14 protein-coding genes are annotated in these 13,438 nt (G+C 62.3%); 6 read left to right on the top strand and 8 right to left on the bottom strand.

What is annotated here, in order from left to right; genetic code table 11:
• Nucleotides 1-9 precede the first annotated feature (9 nt).
• The 6 genes from HMI59_RS06315 to HMI59_RS06340 form a co-directional block, all read right to left on the bottom strand.
• Complete coding sequence (locus HMI59_RS06315; protein ID WP_193593152.1) at nt 10-1,209, bottom strand: AAA family ATPase; 1,200 nt, start codon at nt 1,207-1,209, stop codon at nt 10-12.
• On the bottom strand, nt 1,206-1,973 hold the full coding sequence (locus HMI59_RS06320; RefSeq protein WP_193593153.1) for a Flp pilus assembly protein CpaB: 768 nt from the start codon (nt 1,971-1,973) through the stop codon (nt 1,206-1,208). The genes HMI59_RS06315 and HMI59_RS06320 overlap by 4 nt, the downstream gene beginning before the upstream one ends.
• Nucleotides 1,974-2,022: 49 nt before the next feature.
• A complete protein-coding gene (locus HMI59_RS06325; protein WP_227471548.1) occupies nt 2,023-3,102 on the bottom strand; it encodes a Tad domain-containing protein in 1,080 nt (359 codons plus the stop codon).
• Nucleotides 3,090-3,497: a TadE/TadG family type IV pilus assembly protein gene (locus HMI59_RS06330; RefSeq protein WP_193593154.1), complete on the bottom strand. Its 408-nt coding sequence runs from the start codon at nt 3,495-3,497 to the stop codon at nt 3,090-3,092. The genes HMI59_RS06325 and HMI59_RS06330 overlap by 13 nt, the downstream gene beginning before the upstream one ends.
• Before the next feature lie 102 nt (nt 3,498-3,599).
• The gene (locus tag HMI59_RS06335; RefSeq protein WP_193593155.1) at nt 3,600-3,794 is read right to left on the bottom strand and encodes a Flp family type IVb pilin; all 195 of its coding nucleotides are present in this window, start codon (nt 3,792-3,794) and stop codon (nt 3,600-3,602) included.
• Nucleotides 3,795-4,133: 339 nt separating this feature from the next.
• On the bottom strand, nt 4,134-4,778 hold the full coding sequence (locus tag HMI59_RS06340; RefSeq protein WP_193593156.1) for a prepilin peptidase: 645 nt from the start codon (nt 4,776-4,778) through the stop codon (nt 4,134-4,136).
• Nucleotides 4,779-5,061: 283 nt separating this feature from the next.
• On the opposite strand from HMI59_RS06340, the gene rplM reads away from it, so the two are divergent.
• The 3 genes from rplM to glmM all read left to right on the top strand — a co-directional run bounded on the left by rplM (nt 5,062) and on the right by glmM (nt 7,567).
• Nucleotides 5,062-5,505 (top strand): 50S ribosomal protein L13, encoded by a 444-nt coding sequence (gene rplM, locus HMI59_RS06345; RefSeq protein WP_021472448.1) that lies wholly within the window; start codon nt 5,062-5,064, stop codon nt 5,503-5,505.
• 37 nt (nt 5,506-5,542) lie between these two features.
• Nucleotides 5,543-6,049: a 30S ribosomal protein S9 gene (gene rpsI / locus HMI59_RS06350; RefSeq protein ID WP_021472449.1), complete on the top strand. Its 507-nt coding sequence runs from the start codon at nt 5,543-5,545 to the stop codon at nt 6,047-6,049.
• A 153-nt stretch (nt 6,050-6,202) separates the two neighbouring features.
• Nucleotides 6,203-7,567 (top strand): phosphoglucosamine mutase, encoded by a 1,365-nt coding sequence (glmM, locus tag HMI59_RS06355; protein ID WP_062097457.1) that lies wholly within the window; start codon nt 6,203-6,205, stop codon nt 7,565-7,567.
• Nucleotides 7,568-7,637: 70 nt separating this feature from the next.
• On the opposite strand, the gene HMI59_RS06360 is transcribed toward glmM, so the two are convergent.
• Together HMI59_RS06360 and coaA are read right to left on the bottom strand one after the other, a co-directional pair.
• On the bottom strand, nt 7,638-8,477 hold the full coding sequence (locus HMI59_RS06360; RefSeq protein ID WP_079941133.1) for a D-alanyl-D-alanine carboxypeptidase family protein: 840 nt from the start codon (nt 8,475-8,477) through the stop codon (nt 7,638-7,640).
• A 5-nt stretch (nt 8,478-8,482) separates the two neighbouring features.
• Nucleotides 8,483-9,457, bottom strand: coding sequence for a type I pantothenate kinase (gene coaA / locus HMI59_RS06365; protein ID WP_193593688.1), 975 nt, complete (start codon nt 9,455-9,457; stop codon nt 8,483-8,485).
• 136 nt (nt 9,458-9,593) lie between these two features.
• Here coaA and glmS point away from each other — a divergent pair, with 136 nt between their 5' ends.
• From glmS to HMI59_RS06380, 3 genes are read left to right on the top strand one after another with little or no spacing between them, the layout of a single operon-like run.
• Complete coding sequence (glmS, locus tag HMI59_RS06370; RefSeq protein WP_071416240.1) at nt 9,594-11,474, top strand: glutamine--fructose-6-phosphate transaminase (isomerizing); 1,881 nt, start codon at nt 9,594-9,596, stop codon at nt 11,472-11,474.
• A 4-nt stretch (nt 11,475-11,478) separates the two neighbouring features.
• Nucleotides 11,479-11,826 carry a holo-ACP synthase gene (locus HMI59_RS06375; RefSeq protein ID WP_011775548.1) on the top strand — a complete coding sequence of 116 codons (348 nt, stop codon included), beginning with the start codon at nt 11,479-11,481 and terminating at the stop codon, nt 11,824-11,826.
• Nucleotides 11,827-11,844: 18 nt separating this feature from the next.
• Nucleotides 11,845-13,416: an NAD(P)H-hydrate dehydratase gene (locus HMI59_RS06380; RefSeq protein ID WP_193593157.1), complete on the top strand. Its 1,572-nt coding sequence runs from the start codon at nt 11,845-11,847 to the stop codon at nt 13,414-13,416.
• The last annotated feature ends 22 nt before the right edge of the window (nt 13,417-13,438 follow it).

A 13,438-nucleotide genomic window follows, 5' to 3' on the forward strand; every position in this document is an offset into this window, starting at 1 on the left:
CGGACAGTTTCATGACACCACTACCCTTCTGTGCAGCTTGGTCTGGGGCACGGATTCAAACTGGGGGTCGAAACGTTGAACCAACTTTCTCAGGCCCTTGATGGCCGAATCCCGGACCGTTCCCTGCAATACGGGAATGCCCCGGTTTGTTGAGTAGGGGAGTGTTCGCGAACGGGGAATCACAGTGTCGACCGGAACCCCGATGGTGGCCTCAACATCCTGGACTGAAAGGCCGCTCTTCCGGTCAGCGAAGTTCAGCACGGTGTGCCGGCCCTGCGGCAGCAGTTGTAGCTCCTTGAGGACGCTGAAGCACTTGCGGAGCCCGCGAATACTAGGGACATCCATCCCGCAGACCCAGACTCCATCGGTAGCGAGTTCCAGTGTGGCAAGGCAGTGCTCGCCGAGCCCCGGGGCAGTATCCACAACCACATACTTGAATTCCGTGGCCAGCTGATTAATCAGTCTGGTGACATGATCAGCCGTGATGTAGTCCGAGTCGGAAGGCTTCTGTGGTGCGCACAAAGCATAGATTCCTGCGGGATGAACGGTGAGGAACGCTTTGAGAACCATGGAATCCTGGGCTGCAGCCCCGTGGACTGCCTCGGTGATGGAATGTTCAGGCTCCAACAGCAAGCCGGAAGCGACGTCCCCGAACTGCAGGTCCAGGTCCACGATCACCACACTCATGGGTGCGAACGCTCCCAAGCCAACGGCGAGGTTGGTAGCCACCGTTGTCTTTCCGACTCCACCCTTTGGCGACATGACGGCAATGACCCGCCCACGCTCCTGCCCTGACTCTGCAGCGGCTTGCATCCCGCGCCGCCTGCTCGCTGAAGCCAAGCAGGCACGTTCGAGCAGTACGCGGAGTTCGTTGACGTCGGCTTCGGGTGCCACAATGTCCCGGACCCCTGAGTGCATAGCCTTCAAGACTATGTCTGCGTTTGGCTCGGTTGCCATAAGGAGGCTAATCTCCGGGTATTGCAGATCGATGACTGTAGCCAATTTGAAGGCGTCATCAGCGAATACGCCAGGACCGAGGATCATGACCTCGGGTGGGGCTCCAGTCAGTTGCTTGAAGATTTCTTCTGTGCCCACGTGCAGGACATCTGGCGAGAGCGTCTGGAGTTCTCCGTGCAGGCCCCCGGAGATAGCCTGACGTACGCGTCCCTCGAAATCCCGAACGGCTGTGATGGCTACGAAGCGGCTCATTGGACCAGCCCTCCGAAGGTCGTCGTCGGTGGATCGCTCTTGACTGTCTTATCCGTCTGCTTGGAGAGCCAGAGAGTGCCAAATTCAGCGCCAAAGACCATCTTGGCGGCGTTCGCGTCGCTGAGGGCCACTGTGACGTAAGCAGAACCGTTAGGGAGAGCCACGCCTTTTTCGGTTCCTGCGGACTTTTCAGCGTTGGGAGCAGCCTGCTGAACAGCAGTCACGAGGACGTCATGGTAGAGCAGTTCCGTAAAGTCTTTCCAACCTGTCATGCCGGCAGGCAAACCTGCGCCGGCAGAAACCGCCTCGTCGAGCTTGAACGAGGCGAAGACGGTGACTGTATCCCCGGCCTCAATGCGTCCGCCGAGGATTCGTTCGGGTGCCAGAACAAACGTGGCCTCTTGAAGTCCTTCAGGGACAGGGACGGTGCCCGGAACAAGCTCGTTGGGATTGACCAGCTTCACGCCCAGAAGCTGCTCACCGGGCTGCAGGTCAACGCTGGTGACTTTGCCCTTCTGATCACCTAGGGCATTGATGGTGCCAGGCGCCACCGCGGACTGCGGCAGGCTTTCAGTTTTGACTTTGTTTCCGAGATCCTCAGCCTTTGTGCCGGCAGGGATCCTTTCCTTGACAACCAGGACATTGACGGGATCGAGCCCTTGCTGCGCCCGTTTGTCGGCCCCCTGAACGTAGGTGACCAGCAAAACGGTGCCAATGACTGCCAAAAGCAGTGCGGCAATGCCTCCCAGTAGGCGTGCTTTCACTTTCTCATCTCCTTTGTTTTCCGCAGAGCTGGAAGCTCCAGGTGTGGTGTTATTCGGTCAGTTGAATGGTCATGGCACCGTAGGTGTCGGGTCCGCCCATGACTGCCGCGTCTTCCAGAGACACCTTTTTGATGAATTCTCCGTAGAGGCCGGTATCGCTGTTCTTCAGCTTCAGGCTGGATTTCAGGGCTGCTGCCTCTGAGGTGAGGTAGGTGGTGCCGCCTCCAGTGAGATGCCAGCCTCTCAGTGAGATCTGAGCGAATGCTTCGATGCGGAACGACTTACCGAAGGGAGAAGCGGCGCAGGGATTCACACCCTTCCCGCCCTTATCGGGACACGCAGTGTCAAAGATTGGTACCAAAATATCGACGCTCTTTCCTGCCTTCAGTGCCGCTTCCCAGCGGGTGAAGGTACTGCTGCACGAGCCGTCGAAGCTGCTCCCAGGCCTGGCCTCGATCCACGGGTTGGTGACATCGACCCTGACGTTGCAGGCCGAACCGGGATGCTGTAGCCACCCGAAACCGCCGGGCAATTCATGTCCGGAGGATGCCTTATGCTTGCAGGCATACTTCGGATCATCTGCAAGTGAAGTGCCGTGCGTGGGGAAGAACTGAAGCCCCTTGAAGAACGTCGGATCTGCCTCGCACCGGGAAAAGGTCAGCGGGATGACGTCGGCGGCGGACGGGGCTCCCCAGGATGCTTCGGCAACAGCTCCAACGTCGGCAGCTTCGATTCCCAGGGCCCTCGCGAAGAACAAGGAAAAGCTATTGTCACCGGTATCCGCATCCCGCGCGTTGGTTACCACCCGTACGGTTGTGGCTGCAGGGAAGGTGACGGCGGCACCGCTGGAATCGTCGTTCGCATTACTGTTCGCAAATTGATTGGCCGTGGCTGACGAGCTGCCGCAGTTTCCGTTAGCACAATCCGTGGCGATAGCCAGGGCAGCCGCGTCTGCGCCGTTCTGTAGCTGAGCCTTTTCGGCGTACATTGCCCCGACATCAACAGCCAGCGCTGCAAAGCCTAGAAGAACGAGCATCATTCCGGCAACGATTATGGTTGCTGCACCCCGCTCGCCATCAGTCTCGTTGACTGCCTGAACGTTCCTACGTCCCGCATTCATCCGCCGCATCTCATGACTCCTACTCCGGTCATATTGAGGGGAAAGATCCCCGGCGCGCCAAAGAGCCCGGAGTCGAGAAACCCTGACAGTGAGGGCAGTGACACGCTGGTAGTCACTTCAACGTTGGAGCCCGGCGCGCAGCTTGAAGCGTTATCAGTGACGGTGACTCCCAACCCGTCGAGCGATGGAGCAGCGGACAATGCTGTGCCGGCAACGTCGAGTCCACCCTCTTGGTAATGAACCGCCGCGTATCGTGCACCTTCCCGTGCAGCCTGTGTCAGCGACACTTGGACGTTGTAGGCACGTCCAAATTCCATGATGCCCACGAGAATTAAAAGAAGTAGTGGTAAGACGATAGCCATTTCTACAGCCACCGCCCCACGTTCTTTGGTCTTATACTTCACGGCACTCTCCCGGTCCCAGAACCAGACGGATCAATAAGTTAAAAGAGATTGGTTGGTCATGGATGGCTGTTTGCGCCGTCCATGACCAACCAACGTGCAAAATTACGGGGTCAAATCGATGCCGTTGAACAGGTTCAAGACCTGGCCACCGAGTGCGAACACTGCGCCAATGACCAAGACTGCGATGCCGGCGACCATGATGCCGTACTCAACCATCGTCGCGCCCTTCTCTTCTTGGGTCAGGCGGTCCCTGACGCCGGCGATAAAAGCCATGGTGTTGATCATGAAAGAAGACATTGGAAAATCCTTCCCAGATAATGATTTATGAAATGATGGGTTTCAGTTATAGGTCCGCAAATTATGTGAATTTGCTACGTCCTCCGAACTACCCCCGTATTTCCTTTAGCGGTCCGGAATTCGATGTCTCAAGAATTCCCCAGGGGCATGGCAAGGAACAATGCGTAGTCGTACTCGATTTATTGGCGGGCCAATATGCGCTCACACGTAGGGTCCCGGGGGAGTACTCAGTTTTGGCACGGAAACTGCCAAGGGACTACTTGGAAAGCTCAGGAGACTTAGGTTTTTCCGGGCAAAAACCGGCCGCTGCCCAACGGGAAGAAAAGAGCTAAGGACGTACTACTGGAGCACCAGTACGACGCCCAGGGCGGCTGCCACCATAGCGGGGCCGTGGGCCGTTTCAGCCGGTTTTTCCGCGGATCTCAGCCGTAACATCAGCACCGTGAGCACCCCGCCCACCACGAACCCCAGTAGTCCGCCGAAGAGTACTTGCTTCCAACCCAAGTACCCCAAGTACAGTCCAAGTGGCGCTGCGAGCTTCACATCGCCCATTCCGAGGCTGCGCGGCGAAATAATTCCCAAAATCAGGTAGCCGGCGAACAAAACCAGCCCTCCCAGGAGGGCTCTGAGCAGCTCCGGCCACCCCGGCGAGACCGCGGAAGAGACCCCCAGGAGTACCAAGCCGCCCCCCAGAAGACTCAGAACAAGGCCGTTCGGCAGTAAATGGAGGGCAAAATCAATTCGGGAAAGCTGCACTCCAAGAAGGGCCAATAAAAGAAAGGCCGGCAGCTCCGGGGAAATGCCAAAACGCCATCCCAGTAAGCCGAACAGCAGCGCGGTGACTGCCGCCGTCGTGATCCGTACCCTTAGGGAGGGAAGCCCGCTGAGCCGGGGGAGCGACCGGGCGATGAGCAGCTCACTCAAGGGACTCAACAGCAGGGCGCCCAGGGCGAGCAGGAGCGGCAGGGTAGGTCCGTCGGTCATGAGCCCTCCTTAAAGGCAGCCGGCCCCAAGGCGCGGTCACCCCATTTTGACCCGGACATACCGTTGAAGGTATTGTTTATAGTCGTTGTGCGTGTCCTATCTCGATGACACATGCCCACTTGGGGATCCAGTTGCAGGGTCAGTAACCCGGGTGGCATTTCGAGACTTTGGGATGACTGGTCTATAGAGCCCTCACCTCTGCTCCGGTAACGCATACAGAGTAGGTGCACGTCTTATTGCGTGTCCCAAAACATGAACGCCAGAACAAGAACGAGGCAAAACCGTGCGTACGTACACCCCGAAGCCCGGCGATATCAACCGCCAGTGGCACGTCATTGACGCCACCGATGTTGTCCTTGGTCGTCTTGCCAGCCAGACCGCAACACTGCTGCGCGGAAAGCACAAGCCGACCTTTGCGTCCCACATGGACATGGGCGACTTCGTCATCATCATCAACGCTGAAAAGGTCGCCCTCACCGGCGCCAAGCTGGAGCAGAAGCGCGCATACCGCCACTCCGGCTACCCGGGCGGCCTGACCTCCGTCAACTACGCAGAACTGCTGGAGAAGAACCCGGTTCGCGCTGTTGAGAAGGCCATCAAGGGCATGCTCCCCAAGAACTCCCTTGCAGCCCAGCAGCTGGGCAAGCTTAAGGTCTACGCAGGCCCGGAGCACCCGCACGCTGCGCAGCAGCCGAAGACTTTCGAAATCACCCAGGTCGCCCAGTAGTCCTGGCCACCAAACAACTTTTTATTCAAGGAGAACCGTGGCTCAGAACGAAGAACTGACCGCCGAAGCCGTCGAGGCTGAGGAAAACCTCACCAGCTACACCTCTGAAAGCGCACCCGCCGAGGACGCGCCCAAGAAGGAGCGCCCTGCACTGACCGTTGCCGGTGCAGCTGTTGGCCGTCGCAAGGAAGCCGTTGCACGCGTTCGCGTTGTTCCGGGTTCCGGCAAGTGGACCATCAACGGCCGCGAGCTGGCAAACTACTTCCCGAACAAGCTGCACCAGCAGGATGTCAACGAACCGTTCCGCGTGCTTGACCTCGAAGGTGCTTATGACGTCATCGCCCGTATCCACGGCGGTGGCCCCTCCGGCCAGGCTGGCGCACTGCGTCTCGGCATTGCTCGTTCCTTGAACGAGATCGACGTCGAGAACAACCGCCCCACCCTCAAGAAGGCTGGCTTCCTCACTCGTGACGCCCGCGTCATCGAGCGTAAGAAGGCCGGTCTCAAGAAGGCACGTAAGGCTCAGCAGTACTCCAAGCGCTAAATCGCGCTTCGCCCCCTCGCGGGGCACGGGAGCCCGTTCCACTATTTGGTGGGGCGGGTTTCCGTCGTTTAACGTGCGGAAACCGGCTCGGGCGTGACGCTCCGGTACGTGCCGTGAACGGCCGCCGGGCCGCCGTCGTCTAAACTTGACCCGATGTCTAGATTATTTGGAACAGATGGCGTGCGCGGTCTCGCGAACGGGTTGCTTACCGCGGAGCTGGCTATGCAGCTCGCCCAGGCCGCCGCCGTCGTACTCGGCCATGACCGCACAACCGACGGTAAGCGGCCGCGCGCCGTCGTCGCCAGGGACCCCCGGGCCAGCGGTGAATTCCTCGCCGCGGCCGTCGAAGCCGGGCTTTCGAGCTCCGGCGTGGATGTCTACGACGCCGGTGTGCTGCCCACTCCCGCCGCCGCTTACTTGGTGGCAGACCTCGATGCCGACTTCGGTGTGATGCTGTCTGCCTCCCACAACCCGGCGCCGGACAACGGCATTAAGTTCTTCGCCCGCGGCGGACAGAAGCTCCCCGACGAGGTGGAAGACGCCATCGAGGCGCAGCTCGGCAAGGAGCCGCAGCGCCCCGTGGGTGGCGACGTCGGCCGGATCCAGCGCTTCTCAGACGCCGAAGACCGCTACATCGTCCATCTCCTCCGCACGCTGCCCAAGCGTTTGGACGGGCTCAAAGTAGTCCTGGACTGCGCGCACGGTGCAGCCAGCGGTTGCTCGCCCCAGGTATTCAAGGACGCAGGAGCCGATGTGGTTGTCATCGGTGCCGAGCCTGACGGACTTAACATCAACGACGGCGTCGGCTCCACGCACCTTGGCCCGCTCAAGGAAGCGGTGGTTCAGCACGGTGCGGACCTGGGCATTGCCCACGACGGCGACGCCGACCGTTGCCTTGCCGTTGACCACGCAGGTAACGAGGTGGATGGCGACCAGATCATGGCCATCCTGGCGTTGGCACTGAACAAGGCCGGCAAGCTCAAGGACAACATCCTGGTTGCCACGGTCATGAGCAACCTCGGCCTGAAGATCGCCCTTCGCGACGCCGGCATCACCATCCGTGAAACCGCCGTTGGCGACCGTTACGTCCTCGAGGAGATGCGCGACGGCGGCTACAACCTGGGCGGCGAACAGTCCGGCCATGTGATCTTCTCCGACTACGCCACCACGGGCGACGGTGTCCTGACAGGTCTCCAGTTGGCTGCCCAAGTGGCGCTCACCGGACGCAGCCTGCAGGAACTCGCCACCGCGATGACCAAGCTTCCGCAGCTCATGATCAACGTCAAGGGGGTGGACAAGGCCCGCGCCGGAACCGATGAGGGCGTCGCAGCTGCCGTTGCCGCCGCTACTGAGGAACTTGGCGAGACCGGCCGTGTCCTGCTCCGTCCTTCCGGCACGGAAGCGCTGGTGCGCGTCATGGTTGAAGCTGCGGACATGGAAACCGCTGAGCGCATCTGCACCGGCCTGGCTGCCGTGGTCAAGGAACGTTTGGCAGTGTCTACCGAGCTGGCTGTCTGAGGCTCTGACCTTACGAATGCGGCCCGCCCCCGGGAAGGGGAGCGGGCCGCGTGCTTTAAAGCGCTGGATCTCACAGGTAGTCCGGCGCAGCCTCCAGGCCAAAGTACTCCTCCAAGGTGGCAATGCCACCCGTGGCCATGGCCGTGGCTGCCTCCACGCCGATGTACCTCAGGTGCCACGACTCGTAGAAGTAGCCGGTGATCTCGTGGAACATCCACGGGTAGCGGACCACGAACCCGAACTTATGCGCGTTGGCTTTGGCCCACACGGCAGCAGGCTGTTCCGCGAAGCATGGCTGGAAGCTGCAGGCTCCACCGCCGTCGGAGATGTCGAAGGACCAGCCGGTTTGGTGTTCGGAGAACCCTGGTCTTGCCGACGCACGGTCCGCAGCTGCTTGGCCGCTGCCGGCAACGTAGCCGTTGTAGGTAGCCACTTGGGTTGAATAGGACCGGTAGCCGGAGGCCAACGCCATGATGACGCCCTCCGCTGCCGCCGCGCCGAACATCTTTTCTGCGGCAGCCGCCGTCGTACTGTTCAGCAGGCTCGCTTCGCCGCTGACGGCGAGCCGCACGGCGGGCTGCACCAGATCGGCGGGCACGTAGATTTGCGGGTTCAGGGGCCGGTGCTTGTTGACCACCACCCAGGGGCTGGTGGGGTCGGTGAGTGAGTACTGCGTAGCGGCAGCGCTCGACGGCGATGGGCCGGGTTGGGTGCTGGTGGCCGCTGCCGCAGGAGTGACTTCCGGAGCCTGGGTGGTTGCAGTTGCCGAGGGAGTGCCGCTTGGCGCGTCGACCGCGGCGGGGGAGGGCGTGGACGTCTCAGGGGTGCAGGCGGAGAGGGCGATGAGGCCGGCGCCGGCAGTCAACAGCCCCGTGAATGCCCGCCTGCTGGGCTGCCCTGTGCTTGACACGGGCGTCACACCTTCCGCAGAAGCATGCGCCGGATGGAGTGGTCCGCTTCCTTGGTGAGCACCAGCTGGGCGCGCCCCCGGGTGGGGAGGACGTTCTCTTCGAGGTTGGGTTCGTTGATGCGCTTCCAGATGCCACGGGCGGTTGACTCGGCGTCCTCGTCAGACAGGGTGGCGTAGCGGTGGAAGTAGGACTCCGGCTGGGCGAAGGCCGTGGTGCGGAGCTTGCGGAACCGGTCTACGTACCATTCCTCGATGTAGGAGGTCTTGGCGTCGACGTAGATGGAGAAATCGAAGAAGTCGCTCAGGGCCAGGCCCTGCTTCCCGTCGATGCGGGGGCGTGCGGGCGCCAACACGTTGAGGCCTTCAACGATCAGGACGTCGGGCCGGCGGACCACCACTTCCTTGCCTGGCACGATGTCGTAGGTGACGTGCGAGTACCAGGGCGCCCGCACTTCCTCAGCGCCGCCCTTGACGGCGGACACGAAGCGTAACAGCGCACGCCGGTCATAGGACTCGGGGAACCCTTTCCGCTCCAGCAGATGGCGCCGCTTCAGCTCGGCCAAGGGATAGAGGAATCCATCGGTGGTGATGAGTTCCACATTCGGGGTCCCGGGCCAGCGGCGGAGCATTTCGCGGAGTACGCGGGCGATGGTGGACTTGCCCACCGCGACGGATCCGGCCACGCCGATCACGAACGGCGTGCGCAGTGTTTGTTCGCCAAGGAAAGTGGTGGTGGCTGCGTGCAGCTGGTGCGAGGCCTCCACGTAGAGGTGCAGGAGGCGGGAAAGCGGGAGATACACCTCCCGTACTTCCTTCATATCAAGGGGGTCGCCGAGGCCGCGGAGGCGGAAGATGTCCTCTTCGTTGAGGGGCTGCTCCATCTGGGCCGCAAGCCGGGACCAGGTCTGCCGGTCCAGCTCAACAAAGGGAGAAGCGCCGTCGCCATTTGCTTCGGTGCGTTGCAAAGTCACGCTCTCGATTCTCCCCTCCGCGGGGCTGATCAGGAAATGCGCGACGAGCAGCGATGGCCGGAGTCGTGATCCGCATCTCACCAGTCAAGCGGGGAGGGGGGATGTCCCACGTCAGTTGTTTGACTGAGCCGGTAGGCTTGACCTCATGTGTGGAATCGTAGGCTATGTTGGCAATTCGTCTCGTAAGGCAGCTGAGCACAGCGCCCTTGACGTCGTTGTGGAGGGGCTGCGTCGTCTTGAGTACCGCGGCTACGACTCCGCAGGCGTCGCAGTAGTGGCTGACGGGACCATCTCGTCCCGGAAAAAGTCCGGAAAGCTGAGCAACCTGGTCAGCGAACTTGAAGCAAACCCGGTCCCGGAATCCCTGACCGGCATTGGCCACACCCGTTGGGCCACCCACGGCGGACCCACCGACCGTAACGCCCACCCCCATCTCTCCGACGGTGGCCGCCTGGCGTTGATCCACAACGGCATCATCGAAAACTTCGCCGAACTCAAGCAGGAACTCCTCGCCAAGGGCGTCACCTTCGAATCCGAAACGGACACCGAAGTTGCTGCCGCCCTGCTGGGCGATATCTTCCGTTCCGCGAATGGCGACGGCGGTGACCTCACCGCTGCGATGCGCCTGGCATGCCAGCGCCTCGAAGGAGCCTTCACGCTCCTGGCCGTTCACGCCGACCAGCCCGACGTCGTCGTTGCTGCCCGCCGTAACTCCCCGCTCGTGGTGGGCCTCGGCGACGGTGAGAACTTCCTCGGTTCGGATGTCTCCGGCTTCATCGACTACACCCGCCGTGCAGTCGAACTCGGCCAGGACCAGATCGTCACCATCACCGCCGACTCCGTGGAGATCACCGACTTCTTCGGCGCTCCGGCCGAGGGCAAGGAATACCACGTTGACTGGGATCCTGCTTCCGCGGAAAAGGGCGGCTTCAACTCCTTCATGGAGAAGGAAATCCACGATCAGCCCGACGCCGTAGGCCAGACCCTGCTGGGCCGTTCGGACCTGAACGGCAAGCTGACCCTGGACGAACTCCGCATCGATCCTGAACTGCTCAAGCAGGTCAACAAGATCATCGTCCTCGCCTGCGGTACTGCTGCATACGCCGGCCTCGTGGCCAAGTACGCAATCGAGAACTGGTGCCGGATCCCCACCGAGGTCGAGCTCGCCCACGAGTTCCGTTACCGCGATCCGATCGTGGACGCGAACACGCTGGTGGTTTCCATCAGCCAGTCCGGTGAGACCATGGACACCCTCATGGCCGTCCGCTACGCCCGCGAACAGGGCGCCAAGACGATCTCCATCTGCAACACCAACGGATCAACCATCCCGCGTGAATCCGACGCTGTGCTGTACACGCACGCCGGCCCGGAAATCGCAGTGGCTTCCACCAAGGCGTTCCTGGCTCAGATCACCGCCGCCTACCTCCTTGGCCTTTACCTGGCGCAGTTGCGTGGCAACATCTTCAGCGGCCAGATCAAGGATGTCCTGGCGGACCTCGGCAAGATTCCTGCCAAGATCCAGCAGATCCTGGACGGCTCCGGCCCGTTGCGCGAACTGGCCCGCAGCATGAAGGACGAGAAGTCCGTGCTGTTCCTCGGCCGCCACGTCGGCTACCCGGTGGCATTGGAAGGCGCCTTGAAGCTCAAGGAAATCGCCTACATCCACGCCGAAGGCTTTGCCGCCGGTGAACTCAAGCACGGTCCGATCGCCCTGATCGACGACGGCCAGCCCGTCTTCGTGGTGGTGCCGTCCCCGCGTGGCCGCGATTCCCTGCACGCCAAGGTAGTCAGCAACATCCAGGAAGTCCGCGCACGCGGTGCCCGCACCCTGGTTATTGCCGAGGAAGGCGACGAGTCAGTCAAGGACTACGCAGAACACGTGTTCTACGTACCGGAGACCCCCACGCTGCTTATGCCGCTGCTCACCACGGTTCCGCTGCAGATCTTCGCAGCAGAGCTTGCAGGAGCGAAGGGCTACGACGTCGACCAGCCGCGTAACCTCGCCAAGAGCGTGACCGTAGAATAACCGCATGATTGTTGGCATTGGCGTAGACGTCGTAGACATCGAGCGGTTCGGACGGCAGTTGGAACGGACACCGGGACTAAGGGACCGTTTGTTCGTGCCCGCCGAGAGGGAACTCAACACGCGTTCCCTGGCTGCGCGGTTTGCCGCGAAGGAAGCGGTGGCAAAGGTCCTGGGCGCTCCCGCAGGTATGAACTGGCAGGACTGCTGGATCGGCCTTGATGAGAACGGCCCCACCGTGCAGGTGAAGGGAACGGTTCTGGCCGTTGCCGAAGCCAAGGGCGTCAAGCGCTGGCACCTGTCCATGAGCCACGACGGCGGCATCGCCACCGCCACGGTCCTGGCCGAGGGCTAGGGCAGGCACAACAGAACAATGATCAGCGCCTTCACCGGACAACAGATCAGGAACGCGGAACAACCGCTCCTGGACTCCGGTGAGGGCGCTGTTCTCATGCAGCGGGCAGCTTATGGCCTGGCACAGGAAGTCGTCCGCGAAGTCCGGAAACGGCGCAAGCTCACCGGTGCCAGCGTCACCGTGCTGGCCGGCAAGGGAAACAACGGTGGCGACGGCCTGTTCGCTGCCTCCATGCTGGCGCGCCGGGGAATGCGAACGACGGCGGTACTCGCCGCGGACGCGGCCCATTCGGAAGGGCTGGCCGCGTTTGAAGCTGCGGGTGGCCGGGTGCTCCACCTGGAATCCGGCGACCCCGAAGAGCTGGCCGTCGTGGCTGCCGGCAGCGACGTCGTCATCGACGCCCTGCTCGGGACAGGTGCCCGGGGTGGGCTGCGCGGTGCCGCCGCGGAGTTGGTTGCCTGCCTGCAGGAGCTCGGTTCCGCGTGCGTGGTGGCCTGTGATGTTCCCAGCGGCGTTGACGCCAACTCGGGCGAAGTGCACTGGCCGGTCCTGGAGGCCGATGTCACGGTCACTTTCGGTGGTATCAAGGCCGGACTGCTGGCCGATCCCGGCGAAGGCTGTGCGGGCCGCGTGGCGCTGGTGGACATCGGCATCGAGCACTTGTTGGAAGCGCCGGAACTGCGCCGGCTGACCGCCAAGGACGCAGCGCTCTTGCTTCCCCGGCCTACCCACCGCTCCCAGAAGTACTCCAGGGGAGTGCTGGGTGTGGTGGCCGGTTCGGAGCGATACGTGGGGGCGGCCGAATTGTGCGTGCATGCGGCCGCCGTCTCCGGTGTGGGCATGGTCCGTTACCAAGGGCCGGAGGCTGCTGCCCGCCAAGTCCTGGCCCGCACCCCGGAATCGCTGTGGGAAAGCGATGAACCCGGCCGCGTGCAAGCGTGGCTGATCGGACCCGGCGTGGACGGGAATGAGCAGCAGGACCGCGCCCGCAAGGTGTTTCGGTCCGCCCGGGACGCCGGGCTGCCGGTGGTGGTCGACGCCGGCGCCCTGAGCCTCCTTCCGGAGCGTTGTCCTGCGAACTGGATCCTGACCCCGCATGCCGGTGAGCTCGCTACCCTGCTTGGCTCCTTGCATGCGGCCGGGGAGGTGGCTGTGACCCGTGAGGACGTCGAGTCCAGGTCGCTCCATTTTGTCCGGCTGGCTGCCCAACAAACCGGGGCCACAGTGCTCCTGAAGGGTGCCTCCACACTGGTGGCGTCGCCGTCGGGCGTTGTTTTCAGCCAGTCCGAGGGGACGCCTTGGATGGCCACCGCGGGAAGCGGGGACGTTCTGGCGGGGGTGCTGGGATCGTTGATGGCCCAGTCCGCTGAGGCACTGACGGACGACGACGGCGCTTACGCAGCCTTGGGGCTGGCACTGGAGGATCGCTGGGCTGCTGTGGCGGCAGTTGCGGCAACCGTTCATGGCCGTGCCGGCACCTCAGCGTCGCAGGTTTTTGACGGGGGGCCCCTTACTGCCTCGGCGATCATGGCGGCTGTACCCCGCGTTCTGGGTTCGCTCAGCGCGGAATGCGACTCGAGAAAACGGTAAGGTTACTGTCTTGTCGTAGGTC

Origin of the sequence: Paenarthrobacter sp. YJN-5 (assembly GCF_015040095.1) — a bacterium.
Classification (GTDB): Bacteria; Actinomycetota; Actinomycetes; order Actinomycetales; family Micrococcaceae; genus Arthrobacter; species Arthrobacter ureafaciens.

Coding starts and splice junctions, on each gene's coding strand:
- HMI59_RS06325 (WP_227471548.1), bottom strand. CDS start 3,102: ATGCGGCGGATGAATGCGGGACGTAGGAACGTTCAGGCAGTCAACGAG.
- HMI59_RS06335 (WP_193593155.1), bottom strand. CDS start 3,794: ATGTCTTCTTTCATGATCAACACCATGGCTTTTATCGCCGGCGTCAGG.
- HMI59_RS06380 (WP_193593157.1), top strand. CDS start 11,845: ATGATCAGCGCCTTCACCGGACAACAGATCAGGAACGCGGAACAACCG.
- glmS (WP_071416240.1), top strand. CDS start 9,594: ATGTGTGGAATCGTAGGCTATGTTGGCAATTCGTCTCGTAAGGCAGCT.
- HMI59_RS06340 (WP_193593156.1), bottom strand. CDS start 4,778: ATGACCGACGGACCTACCCTGCCGCTCCTGCTCGCCCTGGGCGCCCTG.
- glmM (WP_062097457.1), top strand. CDS start 6,203: ATGTCTAGATTATTTGGAACAGATGGCGTGCGCGGTCTCGCGAACGGG.
- HMI59_RS06375 (WP_011775548.1), top strand. CDS start 11,479: ATGATTGTTGGCATTGGCGTAGACGTCGTAGACATCGAGCGGTTCGGA.
- HMI59_RS06315 (WP_193593152.1), bottom strand. CDS start 1,209: ATGAGCCGCTTCGTAGCCATCACAGCCGTTCGGGATTTCGAGGGACGC.